A 14,197-nucleotide genomic window follows, 5' to 3' on the forward strand; every position below is an offset into this window, starting at 1 on the left:
CTTTTACAGCTTGAAGGGAACAGACCTTTTAGAGCAATTAGAGCAAAGAGGATGTATCGTTTATAAATAACAAAAAAAGCCTCCAATTAAAGAAGCTTTTCACTCAAATCCATAATATGCGTAACGCGATTTCTCCCCTGTTCTTTAGAAACGTAAAGCGCTTGATCAGCTTTTTCCAGAAGAGTGATGTCTGTATCGGTTGCTTCAAAGGTAGCTATGCCAATGCTTACCGTAATGCTGCCAATCTCCCAAGTGGAGCTGGCTATGAATTGCCGCAAATTGTCCGCTATTGCCGTGGCATCCGATGAATCTGTATTAGGCAGCAGAAGGATAAACTCCTCACCACCATACCTAGCTACGATATCTTCTTTACGAGATTGGGACTTCAGGACACTCGCCAATTTCTCCAGGACATAATCACCCATCTGATGACCGTAGCTATCATTCACATTTTTAAAGTGATCAATATCTAGAATACATAATGAAAAAGGCGCCTGATCACGTTGATACGCTGCAATCTGTTCTTCCAGCTTTTCTTGCAGGAACCTTCTATTCTTTAATCCAGTAAGCTTGTCTGTAGTAGATAGCTCTACTAAAACGGCATTCATCTCCAGCAACTCAGCTTGCTTTTGCTCGATTTCCAGGTGGATATGTTTGAGCTTTGCCAGCGCCTGATCTTTTTCCCAATACGCCTCTTCTATTTGCTTCTTCGCAGATCGTAACTCTAGCTCATAATCAATACGTTTGCCCATCTGTACGAGAATACAATCAATGACCTCTACACCTTCACACTCAAGGCGTCTGCCATTTAACAAGTAAGGCACGGCTTGCCCCTTGCTGTCCTTCAAATTGATAAATAGCTCTTCTACATGTCCATTCAGATTGATAAAAGGATAGAAGTATGAATGAAAAATAAGCTTGTTGGCCGTAGACATGATAGATTCAAAATGTTTATTTACCAAATCAACCTGTTGATATCCCATCCCGTCCAAAAAGGTTTGATTCACATCGAGGATCATTCCTTCATGGGTAATGGAAACATATCCGCATGGCGCATATTTTAACCGGTCATCCATTGTCTAAATATCCTTTCAACACCATAATCTTCTCCATCTCACCCAAGATACTCATTAATCAAAGTAATGGTCTCCTGCGGATGGCTAATATGTGGATAATGGCCCTTGGCCTCCATTAACCGGAACGTACTATTATTCATGTGTCTATGTAAATATTCTCCTACTTCTATAGGAACGATACTATCATCCGAGCATTGCAATATGAGTGTAGGCACTGTCGCTTTAGGCAGATCTTCTCGATGATCCGAAAAAAATGTAACTTCCGCAAATTCTCTAGCGATAATAGGGTCGGCCGAAATAAAGCTTCGTTCCAGCTGTTTAGTCAACATCGGGTCAGGGTTATTCATCGCAAGTGGAGCCATAAAGCTAGCCCAGCCCGCGAAATTCATCTCCATCATATCCAGAAGCTCAGTAATATCACTTTTTTCAAAGCCCCCGAAATAAGCATCTCCCTCATTTAAATAACGTGGGGAAGGTCCGATCATAATCATTTTATCAAAATAATCCGGCCGCTCGATTGAAGCAAGCAAACCGATCATAGAGCTAATAGAATGACCTATAAAAATAAGATCCTTGAGTTCAAATGTTTCGATAACATCTAGTACATCCTGTACATAACCATGGAGAGTATGATATTTATCCGATGTATATGCGCTTAAATCTGAATGGCCTGAGCCTACATAATCAAATAGAACGATTCGATACTTTTTCTCAAATGACGGCGTGATAAACTGCCACATGCTTTGATCACACCCAAATCCATGCGCAAAAAGGATAGTTTTTTCTCCTGCTCCAATGACTTTTACATGATTCCGCACCATAACATCGTTCATTTCATATAACTCCTCTATAGTTAGCATTCTCTCTATTTTGCAGGGTTCCCCTGGAAATATCAAGCGTAGAAAAAACTCCGCTAGATTAATCTCTAGCGGAGTTTTATGTAGCCTCCCGTTTGGGTCATCATTTGGCAAAATGGTAGCGTGCTGGGGTACCTCTGCGTTTAATCCGATCACATTTTGTCCGAAAAAATTGGTTAGCGGACCGAGTAGACCTTAAATGCGCCATTATTCCACATTTGAATTGCTATCGGACTCCACTGCAGCTATTGGCGCGAAAACACAAAATATGGGCCGATTTATATGAAATAGCGTCTCTGGAGTCCGAATTCCTTCTCAAAAGGCTGAAAATTTGCGAATAACGTTATCTGTGTCCCTAAGACTCCGTGGATAAATTGTTGAGGCAGAGGTAGACAACCAACATTTAGAATGCAGAAGTCCAACCCGCATCAGCAGCGATGATAGCTCCGTTTACAAAACTGGAATCATCCGAAGCCAGGAATAACGCAACTTGTGCGATTTCTTCAGGTGTACCTACACGAGGGATCACAGCCTGTGTTAATTGCGTACGGCTCACGCCGAATTCATTTATATTTTTCATTGAAGCACTGATGTTTGTGGCAGTAGCTCCTGGTGCGATAGCATTACAACGAATCCCTTTGTTGGCATACATAAAAGCTGTGTTTTTCGTCAAGCCTACTACAGCATGTTTAGAGGCAGTATAAGTTGCTCCCGCATGGGCACCACTTACCCCACCTGTAGAAGCGGTATTAACGATAACCCCTTTTCCTTTTTCCAGAAAAATAGGCAGTGCTTTACGAGTGGACCGCATTACACTTTTGGTATTGATATCAAAGATAAGATCCCATCGTTCATCTGTAATATCACCAACTGGCTCAAAGCCATCCATAATCCCTGCGTTATTCACTAAAATATCTAGCGTGCCATATTCTTTTACAGCGGTATCAATCATGCTATCAATATCTCCAACCAGGGCAACATTTACTTTCAGTGCCTTAGCTACTCCACCGTTACTATTGATCCCTGCGGCTACTTGTTCAGCACCTTCTAGGTTCAGATCGGCTACAATCACTTTTGCCCCTTCTTTAGCGTACAACTCTGCGATAGATTTCCCCATACCCGATGCCGCCCCAGTAACCACTGCAACTCTGTCTTGAAGTTTCATGTTGGAAGTCTCCTTTACGTTTATCTATAATGTAAATATCAATATATAAAATCTCTTTAACGCTTAAAATTTATACTACTCAAGTTTAATCCTCTAAAATTTAACTATCAATATACAAATGGGACACCAAATGTTCATAAATATATATAACGTGGGATTCTGTTCAAATAGGATTAGAAAATAGACAGTTAGGTGGTCTTCTGTTGCTTAAAAATAATCGGAGAACTAGCAAATCGCGTAAAGAGCTTAAAAACGCATTGATATTACTCATGGAAAAAAAGAATTTCCGCACCATTACGATAACCGATATCGTTACTCTTGCCGATTTAAACCGCGGAACCTTCTATAAACATTATCAAACCAAAGAAGAACTTCTAAATGAGCTAATTGATGATGTGTTGGAGGATTTAATTAAGGCTTATAAAGAACCCTATCTTCATACCGATAAATTTATAGTTAGTGAGCTGACCACCTCGAGCATCAAGATTTTTGAACATGTGGTCTCTTACTCTAATTTTTATACCATCATTATAAATTCCAATGTTCTGCCAGGGTTCCAAAATAGGATTTGCGACCTCTTAAAGGAGCTCACCAAGCGGGACTTAGTCGCAGTTAATAACACTAATACCAATGTAAATATCGAATTGTTTTCCAGTTATACCGCCTATGCTCTATTTGGATTAATCATAGAGTGGGTAAAAGGCGGATTTAAATATACAGCTAACCATATGGCAGAGCAGCTGATTGAAATTCTGTCTTTTAATTCACACAATGTGATCATCAACACTTCAAATCAACCGATTAAACAGAATTCCATCCCTGTTAACGGCGACTAATTTATCTCAAACTAAAAAAAGCCACTCCAAAATGCTGGAGTGGCTTTTGAATGCAATTTATAACCTAAGGTCTTCTGTTTCCACCACCACCGCCACCTGGACCTTGATTAGTGTTTGCGGTTGTTACTCCGGATTCATTTAGCCAAGTTACGCTGCTTGTAATTTCGAACGCTACTACTTTTGTTCCTCCTGTATATTCACCATCCGTATACAGTCCGTTCGCTTCACTACCAGTCGAGGTACCTCCCGAGTAGAGGGTGTAAGAACCGCCGTCCTTCAGATCCGGTGAACTAATCACCACCGTTTGATAGCTCTTCGAAGGAGCAAAGGTCAGGATCGAGTTACCTTCGCTGTCCTCTAGATGAACCAATGTTCCAGCCTCCTGGGTCTGAGGGAAGGTCATGCTGACTGCATGTTGGCTAGAGGTGTCAGACGGTGCTTGTGCCATGCCCGAACTTCCCGCAGCCACCAAAGTTCCTCCACTCTGTTCAAAGCTACCGTCGAAATCAAGTGCACCGTTACCGCTATTGGTAGGTCCATTGACAATAGCCGTGCCACCCGACATTGTGATGGAGCCGTTCGAATCCAGCCCGTCACCTGAAGCATCGACCGTTAGTGTTCCTCCACTAATCGTTAGCATATTGCTAGCAGAATCGCTGAATTGATCCTGCTCCTGAGGGCCGCCGCCTACAGTCGCCTCATCGTTACCTCCTGCTACATTCACTCCATCATCAGAAGCAACCACATGAGCTTCGCCACCGGAAATCTCGATGTTTGCTCCTTCAATCCCTTCGTAGCTCTTCGTAATATCAATTTTACCACCAGATATCGCCACCAAATCATCCGCATGGATTCCATCGTCGCCAGTTTTGATGTTGAATTCTCCATCAGCTATAGCAATGTTACTGTTGCTGTGCACTGCATCATCAGCAGAATCGATGGTAAAGGTTCCGTTGTTTACGCTAATATCTCCTCCAGCCTTCAAGCCTTTAGTACTTGGTGTTTCCGATTCTGTAGCTGTTGCCGTTGCTGTCGTTGTTGTCGTTGTTGTCGTTGTTGATGCTTCCGTTGTTGGTATCTCCGGTTTTGTTTCTGGCATCGTCTCTGGTTTGGTTTCAGATGTTGAGGTTCCTGTGGCTCCTGGTGCTTGATCCCCTGTTCCCTGACCTCGGCCACCTCTCATGCCCATACCTTGCCCTTGATCACCTGTTTTCACTTCACCCTTCTCGTTGCCCCCACCCGTAACTAAGGTGTATGTTCCGCCATCTATTACAAGTGAAGTCTCAGCTTGAATTCCATCATTACCAGCCGTAATATCAAATGTTCCTGCTGCTATTGCTATGAAGCCTTTGTCCGTCTCAGTATCGTTGGTTGATTTCATTCCATCGCCTTCTGCCGTTATGCTGATATTTCCGTCTTGTACAGCGACATGATCTTTACCTACAATCCCGTCATCGGCAGCCTTAATTTCAATAGTGCCACCCATAATTTTTAGATCGTCCTTGCTCGTAATTCCGTCATTATAGTTAGCGGAAACAGACAGCTTCCCGGTCCCATTAATCGTTAAATCCGCTTTACTGAAGATAGCCGCACTCGGTTCATCTGTAGTTTCATCGGCATACACGTAAGTTGCTCCATCAGATACGGAGTTCTCCGTCCCGTCTTCCAAGGTAATGATCACTTTCCCCGCTTCTTTAATATCAATTGCTGCACTATCGCTGTTCGTGATGTTCACACCGTTCAGTACCAAGTGCACAGCACCTTCATCCTGATTATTAACTACAATCTGTCCATCACTCAACTTACCAGACAGCACATAAGTTCCTGCTGCAGTAATTGTCACTGAGCCATCCTTGGACTCAGCCCCGGTGCCGTCAACAAGCGCACTTGTTCCAGCCAAAGCAATTTCCGTCGATTGGTCAGCCGTCCAAGTTGTATTAGAATCCTCTTCATCGAACGTCACCAGATCGGACAATTTGGCGCTTGCCAGTTGTACTCCCGTAGCAGCCCCATTCTGAGTTATCGTTGTTCCCGAGGCTGCTACTGTACCCGCCGCCGCTTCAGACTGTGTTGTTGTGGCATTGGTACTGCAAGCCGACATAAGTAATGCACACAATAGCAAGATTCCTACTTTACTTCCGGTTATATATTTATCCATTTTTCATCCATCCTTTCGTTATCTTAATAGTCATTAGCAGTTGGAGTCATGGTCAGAGACAGGTCTAAATTACCGTTCCGGGTACGAATCGCATCCAAAAATTCCTTCTGGTTTACAGCCTCACCCAGCGTTACAGCGTAGACCAGTTCATATAAACTGCCAAGCTCAGTCGTTCTAATCTTTTTAAGCTCATACCCAACGTTATATTTATTGAATACTTCAGCGAAGGCTTCCTCATATCCCAGACTCTCCGGGATGGTTACCTTTAATGTTTTTTGCGACGTTGTTCTTACACCAAAGTTAGTCCGATTAAGGATAAACATAAGGGCGCATAGGATAAGGGTGAAAAAAACTGCATATCCAAAGGAACCCACTCCACAGGCAAGTCCAGAAGCCATGGTGAACAGAACAAATGTGATATCCTTCGGATCGCCCGGCGCACTTCTAAACCGAATGATGGAGAACGCCCCGGCAAGACTGAAAGCTCTGGCAACATTACTTCCGATAAGCAAAATGATGATGGCCACAATTACGGGCAGCAGTACCATTGTTAGTGTGAAGCTTTGCGAATAGCCGCTGGCATTGGTCTTCATATAGGTGTAGCTAATGATCCCGCCAAGAGCAATAGCTATAAAAATAGTTAGCAGTGCGTTGGTAAACGTTAACTCTGTACTAGTTGCTACGGTAAATAATGAATCAAGCATAGAGGGCACTCTCCCGTTCTGTTTTACTGTTCTTCAGCATTTTTTTATATTCGTTGCCGTACTTGGAGAAGCTTGTACGGTACATTTGATGCTCTGAGAGCATTTTGGCCAGCCAGACCGGAATCGTGTTCTCAGCCTTTACTTCCATAAGCCACTGCCCCGGCTCCAGCAAGGGTTCGCCATGAACACCGTGCTCCATCTTCAGATCGTACCGGCGGCTGCGAATATTTGTATCGAATGTAATTCTTAGATCGCGATTGTTTTTACAGAACAACGCTTTTCGGTCATAAGACAGATACACCTTGGGCTGCAAATCATAGCGTGTCAGAAAATATTTGATCTCTTCAATCACCTGTTTATTCATGTAATCCTTGAATTCCGGTTCCATGCCGGTGGCGACAAAATCATAAGCCTCGTTTAATTTGAGCGACGTTCTTCTTTTATTAACAAGACCAAATACCTTCTTCTTGATTTCCAGATACACCTTCGTATCTTGATTTGGAACACCGTAAGCTCTTAAACGAAGCTTCTCTTTGTACTTGGGCTTCGCAAGACTGTTACGAATCAGGGTGTTGTGCTCCGTGTCATAATATAAGTTGGTTATGGAGTAAAACTCATGTTGCTTGTTGAAATCGTCTAGTTCCATGTATTCAAGCAATTGGTTATAAAATTTATAGTAGGCTTCGTTGTCCAACAAATATTTGTTCTCATAACGGTTGAATACCTCAATCGCCATATGTGATCAATCCTTTCTGTTTATCGTTGTCTCGTGTGCTTATGAATGTATCTTAGATCCCAAACCTTTAATGAATCTTAAATGGTTTTACAAATTATTGATTATCTTTTACATTCCCTTAACACAGGTGTAAATCGTAACTGCGGTGAATGTTGTTCTTCCGGCCGCTGTTGTCTGCAGATTTCTTGATTTCAAACTGCTGTTCGCAGTCACTTCTATCTCAACCTTCATTAAGGTTCAATAAAGGTAATCCTGATATAATGACCTCAATAACAAATACTGGTTCTATGTAGGGGATGGCAAAACCATGAGAATATTAATAGTAGAAGACGAGCTTCATCTCGCTGAAGCCTTAACTCAAATATTAAAAAAACATAATTATTCGGTGGATGCAGTCCATGACGGCAGGTCGGGTCTGGATTACGCACTAAGTGGAATCTATGATTTGCTGCTGCTCGACATCATGCTGCCTGAGATGGATGGGGTCAGCGTCCTCAAGACGCTGCGGAAAAAGGGGATACCCACTCCCGTTATCCTGCTTACCGCAAAGGGTGAAATTACAGATATGGTCACTGGGCTGGACTATGGGGCTGACGATTATATCGCCAAACCTTTTTCCTCGGAGATCTTATTGGCAAGAATAAGGGCTGTACTAAGACGTAAAGGCGAGGTGATACCAGATGATGCTTTAAAGTTCGGGGATATTGAACTGAATACATCCAATCTGAAACTTACCGTGGGTGGCAAAGAGATCAAGCTCAATCTAAAGGAATGCGAGCTATTGGAGCTTCTGATCTTGAGGAAACAAGCTGTAACCTCCAAAGAACAAATTATTGAGAAGCTGTGGGGCTTTGATTCAGATGCTGAGCACAATAATGTAGAGGTGTATATTTCTTTTTTGAGAAAAAAACTGACCTTCTTAAATTCGACCGTACGCATTAGTACGATCAGAAACGTAGGGTATGTATTAGAGGTGACGACCTAATGTTCACGAAGCTCAGAAATCGGTTTCTTATTGTTAACTTAGTCACCATCTCGGTGATCATGCTTGTGGCCTTCATCTCCATATATGTAATTACGTACCGGGATGTCCAAAACGATATTCAGATGGATCTTCACAGAATCATGGAAAACTACAAGTCTCCCGGTGGTGACATAGGACGATTAGGCAATACCAAAGGGGGAGCCACGTTACCACGTGTGGATAATAAACGTACGGATAACGGAACACCTCCTCCAGAACGCTCAATCTCATTTATGCTGAAAATAGATACAGCGTCCAACCTTACGGGGAAAGATTCCAAATTTACTATGGACGATGAATTTTATAATACGGCTCTGCAAGAAGCACTAAGCGCCGGTAAAGATACCGGAAGGTTCACCTTGGATAGCAGCAGATGGATCTTCAACATCCAGCATACGAATGATGGGGCGATGCTTGTATTTCTGGACATCACTGCAGAGCAAAAAATCCTCACCAATCTAATCTATACCTTCTCTGTAGTTGGCTCAGTGATGCTGATTATCTTGTACTTCGCTAGCCGCTTTTTTGCTAATCGTTCAATTGCGCCGGTAAAGGAGGCTTTTGAGAAACAGAAACAATTTATTGCGGATGCTTCCCATGAGTTAAAGACGCCGTTGACTATTATTAACACCAATGCGGATGTTCTCCTGTCCAACAGTGATGACACCATTCACAATCAGTCCAAGTGGCTGCACTATATCAAGTCGGAAACAGAAAGAATGACCAGCCTGACCAATGATCTGTTGTACCTGACCGAGATGGACGATTCCAGATCGAGAATGATTTATTCGAAATTCAATCTGAGCGACGTGGTTGAAAATATCATTTTAACGATGGAAGCTGTAATCTTTGAGAAGCATATCTCCCTTGAATATGACATCGAGCCTGATCTGACAGTGCTAGGCAATAGTGAACAGATCAAACAAGTGATTATGATCCTCTTGGACAATGCTGTAAAATATTCGAACCCTAAAGGTTCAGTCACCTTATCCCTTAAAAAACAACATAATGACATGGTGTTAGCGGTCACCAATACGGGGGAGGGCATTGCGCCGGAGCACTTAGCGAGCATCTTTGACCGATTCTACCGTACAAATGCTTCCCGGGCGCGTAAACAAGGGGGATATGGCCTAGGGCTGGCGATTGCCAAATCGATTATTGAACAGCATAAGGGAAAAATTTATGCCAAAAGTTTTGTCGGCGAGTCCACCACGTTTTACGTACATCTTTCATAACTACAAGTAAAAAAGACTCAAACCCTGTTATCTCTAAGGTTTGAGTCTTTTTATTTACTTTACACTTCGCCCCAATAAATTTCGGTCTTATAATCAAAAAACACTTGCCCACCCTGGTTATTTCGTTCAAAAATATTCCGCAGCTCGGCCATCATATTCTCATAGCTTGGATCTCCGGGGACCGGAGTGTAGGAAGACGATCGAAGCCGCCCGCTTAATCCCTCCAAATCAAATACCTGCTGATTGCTAAAATGCGTTACTTGCATCTGTCCTTTCTTGAAAAAGGAACTAAGGATCTCAGGGGTAATGTTCTTATGATTAACTTGAGTGTAGTTCGTCCCGAAGGTCTGCAGCAGCTGCTCATATTCCTCCAGAAATGGGGTACCGTAAGTAAGCCGGGAGTTCCATATCAGAATAACTTTTCCACCCGGTTTTAGAATCCGCTTGAATTCCAATTGCGTTGCGTCCCTATCAAACCAGTGAAACGCTTGGGCGCATACGATAAAGTCCATGGACTGATCGGATAATTCTGTATGTTCAGCAGACCCCGGCGATACAGAGAAATGGTTATCCTTTGCGAAATTCTCTTCCGCAGCTCTACGCATTTCCGGATTGGGTTCAACGGCAGTCACACGACTCCCGCGCTCCAGAAGTAATGCTGAGAAGATTCCTGTTCCTGCACCAATATCAGCAATATCAGAATTGGGTTGGAGCCCAATAGTATTGTACAAATAATCAATGGCTTCTCCAGGATAGCTCGGCCGATATTTTACATACGAATCCACCCGATTAGAAAATATTTCTTTGCTATTCATCCTTCGTCTCCTCCTAAGCGCTCAGGTTCATAATCACTTAATTTACCTTGGTAAACCAAACGCAGCCGATCACTTTGGCGAAAATCATCCGGAGTAACGAGTGCGGGCAGCTTATCCCATAACTTAATGCCCGACCGCTCTAGAATTTCCGCTACAAATTGCGAACAAAAATAAGAGTTGCTGAATTCGACAGGCTCCTTCAGGGCAATGCCAATTACGCCGAGAATATTATAGAGATACTTTTGACGGCTTCGGATAAAGACTTGCAAGACCCGCTCCATTTTCTCCACTTCGCGGGCTGTAACTTGAAGTTCATATAGGACACATGTTGTATTAGGGTATTTGCTGAACGTACCTGTCTTAATATCCTCCTTCACAAACCCTCCATTCAGGGGGTTGCTCGGATGCTTTCTGCCAAAGCTATACAGCTCGGAAAGCTCCCGATTAAAGGAGATCGAGGCATGATTATAGGGTGCTTTTGTATAGCCTTGAATGAGCTTCGTAAAAAGCGTCCCGGTATTCGTCAGTAATATAAAGACCGATGGATCTGCTGCCATTTACAATTTTCCCCTTATCAAGTTTGAGCGTTTCCTTCATAATAACATATGAACCCATTAATGGAATCTACTCTAGGACAAGTTGGTGATCAATTATCGACCGCTCTTTATTAACTATAATTCTTATCTTTGCGGCCTTATCGGCCATTCACTTGATGTATGTAGTTATAGGGAAGCTACAGCCAAATAAGGATTATACGGGCATTGGCTTTCGTATCAAGACGTGGTGGGGAATGCTTTTTATCTTTTGCCTAGCTACCCTATTTAATCCCGTCGTCTCTCTGCTGTCTCTCATGGTGCTCTGCTTCTTTGCACTGAAAGAGTATTTCTCTATGATGAAATCACGAAAATCCGACCGCAGGCTATTTCTGTGGGCGTACTTATCCATTCCGTTGCAGTTCTACTGGATTTATATCGAGTGGTACGGAATGTTTATTGTCTTCATCCCGGTATATGTATTCTTGCTCCTACCGCTGCCCAGAATGATTAATAAAGGCACGGTTGGTTTTATGCGTAGTGTCAGCTCCACCCAATGGGGGCTTATGCTGATGGTATTCGGACTTAGTCACTTGGCCTACTTTCAATTTGCTACACCGGAGTATGGAGCGGGGCTTGTACTTTTTCTAGTAGTGCTAACGCAGCTCAATGATGTGGTCCACTATCTGGCGTCACTTTATGTAGGAAAGCGGAAAATAGTTCCCACCGCCAATCCGTATTTAACTTGGGAGGGTTTCGCTTTCGCATTTGTCATCACGACAGGAGTTTCCTATCTAATCTATCCCTACCTGACGCCGCTCAACCCAATCTTCGGGTTACTGTCAGGCATGTTGATCAGCTTGAGCGGCTTCTTTGGCAGTTTAACGGTTTCCGTGTTAAAGCGGGATCTGCTAATCGGCGATGGCGATAAATTCGTGGCATTGAAGCAAAGCCATTTAAGCCGGATCGATAGCTTAACCTACACTTCACCGGTCTTTTTTCATGTCATTCGTTATTTTTTCGACTTCATGTAGATCATCTGATGGGGAGCTTGAATCAGCCCTTCCATGAATGATTATGCAGTATCTTCACCATTTGTTCTTGCTGGCTGGCGAACTGCTTATATCGATGTCCGTTGGCGCCCGAGGGGTGGGGAAATCCCCATAAGCAGCGTTGTTTATCAAGCTCACCTGCGGACACAAGGAGTTGAAGTATACTTTCCACTGTTTTTCCTAAGGGAATAATTAAGGCCCGGCTCAGGATGTTCAGCTCCTCACGCAAGGAAGATAATGCCTGCGCCCTGAGGAATGAATTTGAAAGTAGCTTGGGCTGGGCCCCACTATAATTTTTCTTATCCACGAACACAGGAAAATGCAATAAAGAGCTGGTGTGCAGGATCGTCTGCTGCTGCTGAAATAGTTCTTCACAAGAGGTTAGGTTCAAGTGTTGATGCAGTTTAAGTGTATCTAACATATGAATTAACGTGTTCCGCATGGAGCCTGCGAATCTCGCCGCTTCCTTCGCTGTCCTACATACCTCTTCATCTGACAAACCAGCTTCCAGACTTATGATCGCTTCTTGTATCGCTATGCCCATTTGTGTGAACCCGGGCGTTAACCCTATAATGATCACCTTAGCAGAAGGATTAATGTACTCATTATGGGGGGCATAATACATTTCCACCTTGCCATTACGCTCCATTAGAAGCTTTTCCACCTGCAGATCCTCTTTAGTTAGCACTGTACCCTTCGGGAGTGAGAGGATCGCCGATTTATACTGTTGCAGATAGGTAGAGAGGAGCATATCATCTGCCTCACAGGTCTCTATTTGTTATCGAACCACTCACCAGTCGGCCTTCGTACCAGACCGCTTGGCGCTGCGCTCTTCGGGCAACTGCTTCAGCCGAACAGCTGGCATGCAGCAGCACAAAGCTAGCAGTGTCGCCAACCTTTGGCCATACCTGCTCGCCTTTTGGATCAAGGGGTGTTAATCCTCCTGTTATAAATCTGAGGGATTGAGATAATGCCAATTCATCATTGCAGCCGTACAACTCCGCGTAACGCCCTGCCTTCTCCAGTTGATCTCCATTTCCAAAAGGGGACCAGTGATCGGTAAGGCTATCTGTTGCCAGCTTCACTTTTACCCCTTGGCTGTGCAGCATCGGAAGTGGCATCATCATTCTTCCAATAGGCACTGTGGATGCAATAGTCATACCCAGTGATGCCATCCGTTTAGCTACCTCTTCTGCCTCTTGCTGCTGAGCTCCTGCGAACCAGAACGCATGACTGACCGTGACCTTTCCTTGCAAGCCAGCTTCTTCCGTCAGATCAGCTAACCGCGTCAGTGTTTTCTTTCCCGCTTCTTTTCCATCATGTAAATGAATATCAATGCCGGCATTACTCATCACTGCTAATTCCACCATCGTCTGAAGTGACTTCTCGATATCTCCATCCACCGTATAAGGATCTACTCCGCCTACAAAGGTTGCTCCCTCTGCCAGAGATTGTTTTACCAGCTGCACAGAATCCGAGCGCAGCAGGCCATGTTGCGGAAACGCCACAATTTCAGATGAAATTTTACCCGCGAATGCATTTAATGCTTGTACAGTCGCTTCTAATCGTTGCAAGCCGCTGACAGGCTCAATATTGCAATGGCTGCGCACATGTGTGGCACCAAACCCCTGAATAAGCGTCAGGATGCTCTCTGCTTGTTGTCTCGCCATGGGCAGCAGCTTAGGCAATAATACCTTCTCTTCCTCAATCCGTTCGAAAACACTGGACGCAGGCTTTACCGCTCTCCAAGGTCCATCGAAATATGTTTTATCTAAATGGATATGTGCTTCTTCGAAAGAAGGCAGCATCAACAACTCTTTACAGTCATATTTCGGGAGCTGGCTCTGAAGCTCGATGTCTGCTCCAACAACTTCTGAAATCTTATCCCCGTCAATGCGGAGATGACAAACCTTCGTATTCGTACCCGCTACTTGCCCATCCTCAATAACATAACCTTGTTCTAATCTTATATTGGTTAACCAGTAAGAAGCATTCAACATGCTACC

The 14,197-nt window shown here is 43.7% G+C and carries 15 protein-coding genes; 4 read left to right on the plus strand and 11 right to left on the minus strand.

The genetic code is table 11. The annotated features are described in order from the left end of the window. Positions 1 to 86: 86 nt before the first annotated feature. From MHH50_RS30005 to MHH50_RS30015, 3 genes are all read right to left on the minus strand, one after another. Positions 87 to 1,076: a sensor domain-containing diguanylate cyclase gene (locus MHH50_RS30005; RefSeq protein ID WP_340033807.1), complete on the minus strand. Its 990-nt coding sequence runs from the start codon at positions 1,074 to 1,076 to the stop codon at positions 87 to 89. A 38-nt stretch (positions 1,077 to 1,114) separates the two neighbouring features. Beyond that, positions 1,115 to 1,909 (minus strand): alpha/beta hydrolase, encoded by a 795-nt coding sequence (locus MHH50_RS30010; protein WP_076220289.1) that lies wholly within the window; start codon positions 1,907 to 1,909, stop codon positions 1,115 to 1,117. A gap of 427 nt (positions 1,910 to 2,336) precedes the next feature. Further along, positions 2,337 to 3,098 (minus strand): SDR family oxidoreductase, encoded by a 762-nt coding sequence (locus MHH50_RS30015; protein ID WP_076124164.1) that lies wholly within the window; start codon positions 3,096 to 3,098, stop codon positions 2,337 to 2,339. A 269-nt stretch (positions 3,099 to 3,367) separates the two neighbouring features. Here MHH50_RS30015 and MHH50_RS30020 point away from each other — a divergent pair, with 269 nt between their 5' ends. After that, positions 3,368 to 3,934, plus strand: a complete 567-nt coding sequence (locus MHH50_RS30020; protein WP_063829811.1) for a TetR/AcrR family transcriptional regulator — start codon at positions 3,368 to 3,370, stop codon at positions 3,932 to 3,934. A gap of 64 nt (positions 3,935 to 3,998) precedes the next feature. On the opposite strand, the gene MHH50_RS30025 is transcribed toward MHH50_RS30020, so the two are convergent. From MHH50_RS30025 to MHH50_RS30040, 4 genes are all read right to left on the minus strand, one after another. Next, positions 3,999 to 6,092, minus strand: coding sequence for a carbohydrate-binding domain-containing protein (locus tag MHH50_RS30025; protein WP_340033808.1), 2,094 nt, complete (start codon positions 6,090 to 6,092; stop codon positions 3,999 to 4,001). Between the two features lie 23 nt (positions 6,093 to 6,115). Next, positions 6,116 to 6,796: a DUF4956 domain-containing protein gene (locus MHH50_RS30030; RefSeq protein ID WP_076124168.1), complete on the minus strand. Its 681-nt coding sequence runs from the start codon at positions 6,794 to 6,796 to the stop codon at positions 6,116 to 6,118. Further along, complete coding sequence (locus tag MHH50_RS30035) at positions 6,789 to 7,532, minus strand: polyphosphate polymerase domain-containing protein (protein WP_076105108.1); 744 nt, start codon at positions 7,530 to 7,532, stop codon at positions 6,789 to 6,791. Before MHH50_RS30035 ends, MHH50_RS30030 begins: the two co-directional genes overlap by 8 nt. Positions 7,533 to 7,640: 108 nt before the next feature. Further along, positions 7,641 to 7,763 (minus strand): hypothetical protein, encoded by a 123-nt coding sequence (locus MHH50_RS30040; RefSeq protein ID WP_256716004.1) that lies wholly within the window; start codon positions 7,761 to 7,763, stop codon positions 7,641 to 7,643. 76 nt (positions 7,764 to 7,839) lie between these two features. On the opposite strand from MHH50_RS30040, the gene MHH50_RS30045 reads away from it, so the two are divergent. Then, positions 7,840 to 8,517 carry a response regulator transcription factor gene (locus tag MHH50_RS30045; protein WP_076099753.1) on the plus strand — a complete coding sequence of 226 codons (678 nt, stop codon included), beginning with the start codon at positions 7,840 to 7,842 and terminating at the stop codon, positions 8,515 to 8,517. Then, on the plus strand, positions 8,517 to 9,791 hold the full coding sequence (locus MHH50_RS30050) for a HAMP domain-containing sensor histidine kinase (protein WP_340033809.1): 1,275 nt from the start codon (positions 8,517 to 8,519) through the stop codon (positions 9,789 to 9,791). The genes MHH50_RS30045 and MHH50_RS30050 overlap by 1 nt, the downstream gene beginning before the upstream one ends. Before the next feature lie 59 nt (positions 9,792 to 9,850). Here MHH50_RS30050 and MHH50_RS30055 read toward each other — a convergent pair whose 3' ends face one another. Next, positions 9,851 to 10,606, minus strand: coding sequence for a class I SAM-dependent methyltransferase (locus tag MHH50_RS30055; RefSeq protein ID WP_076305838.1), 756 nt, complete (start codon positions 10,604 to 10,606; stop codon positions 9,851 to 9,853). Beyond that, on the minus strand, positions 10,603 to 11,163 hold the full coding sequence (locus MHH50_RS30060; RefSeq protein WP_076124175.1) for a hypothetical protein: 561 nt from the start codon (positions 11,161 to 11,163) through the stop codon (positions 10,603 to 10,605). The genes MHH50_RS30055 and MHH50_RS30060 overlap by 4 nt, the downstream gene beginning before the upstream one ends. Positions 11,164 to 11,258: 95 nt before the next feature. Between MHH50_RS30060 and MHH50_RS30065 the strand changes: the two genes are divergently transcribed. After that, the gene (locus MHH50_RS30065; protein WP_076132799.1) at positions 11,259 to 12,173 is read left to right on the plus strand and encodes a phosphatidate cytidylyltransferase; all 915 of its coding nucleotides are present in this window, start codon (positions 11,259 to 11,261) and stop codon (positions 12,171 to 12,173) included. Positions 12,174 to 12,195: 22 nt separating this feature from the next. On the opposite strand, the gene MHH50_RS30070 is transcribed toward MHH50_RS30065, so the two are convergent. Continuing rightward, the gene (locus tag MHH50_RS30070) at positions 12,196 to 12,855 is read right to left on the minus strand and encodes a uracil-DNA glycosylase family protein (RefSeq protein ID WP_254848902.1); all 660 of its coding nucleotides are present in this window, start codon (positions 12,853 to 12,855) and stop codon (positions 12,196 to 12,198) included. Positions 12,856 to 12,952: 97 nt separating this feature from the next. Continuing rightward, positions 12,953 to 14,191, minus strand: a complete 1,239-nt coding sequence (locus tag MHH50_RS30075) for an amidohydrolase (RefSeq protein WP_076191571.1) — start codon at positions 14,189 to 14,191, stop codon at positions 12,953 to 12,955. Positions 14,192 to 14,197: the final 6 nt, after the last annotated feature.

It is taken from the genome of Paenibacillus sp. FSL H3-0302, from assembly GCF_037982245.1.
Lineage (GTDB): Bacteria > Bacillota > Bacilli > Paenibacillales > Paenibacillaceae > Paenibacillus_AQ > Paenibacillus_AQ odorifer.

Bases quoted from the DNA above. Each gene is read 5' to 3' on its own strand.
- MHH50_RS30005 (WP_340033807.1), bottom strand. From the start codon at position 1,076: ATGGATGACCGGTTAAAATATGCGCCATGCGGATATGTTTCCATTACC.
- MHH50_RS30010 (WP_076220289.1), bottom strand. From the start codon at position 1,909: ATGAACGATGTTATGGTGCGGAATCATGTAAAAGTCATTGGAGCAGGA.
- MHH50_RS30015 (WP_076124164.1), bottom strand. From the start codon at position 3,098: ATGAAACTTCAAGACAGAGTTGCAGTGGTTACTGGGGCGGCATCGGGT.
- MHH50_RS30020 (WP_063829811.1), top strand. From the start codon at position 3,368: ATGGAAAAAAAGAATTTCCGCACCATTACGATAACCGATATCGTTACT.
- MHH50_RS30025 (WP_340033808.1), bottom strand. From the start codon at position 6,092: ATGGATAAATATATAACCGGAAGTAAAGTAGGAATCTTGCTATTGTGT.
- MHH50_RS30030 (WP_076124168.1), bottom strand. From the start codon at position 6,796: ATGCTTGATTCATTATTTACCGTAGCAACTAGTACAGAGTTAACGTTT.
- MHH50_RS30035 (WP_076105108.1), bottom strand. From the start codon at position 7,532: ATGGCGATTGAGGTATTCAACCGTTATGAGAACAAATATTTGTTGGAC.
- MHH50_RS30040 (WP_256716004.1), bottom strand. From the start codon at position 7,763: ATGAAGGTTGAGATAGAAGTGACTGCGAACAGCAGTTTGAAATCAAGA.
- MHH50_RS30045 (WP_076099753.1), top strand. From the start codon at position 7,840: ATGAGAATATTAATAGTAGAAGACGAGCTTCATCTCGCTGAAGCCTTA.
- MHH50_RS30050 (WP_340033809.1), top strand. From the start codon at position 8,517: ATGTTCACGAAGCTCAGAAATCGGTTTCTTATTGTTAACTTAGTCACC.
- MHH50_RS30055 (WP_076305838.1), bottom strand. From the start codon at position 10,606: ATGAATAGCAAAGAAATATTTTCTAATCGGGTGGATTCGTATGTAAAA.
- MHH50_RS30060 (WP_076124175.1), bottom strand. From the start codon at position 11,163: ATGGCAGCAGATCCATCGGTCTTTATATTACTGACGAATACCGGGACG.
- MHH50_RS30075 (WP_076191571.1), bottom strand. From the start codon at position 14,191: ATGTTGAATGCTTCTTACTGGTTAACCAATATAAGATTAGAACAAGGT.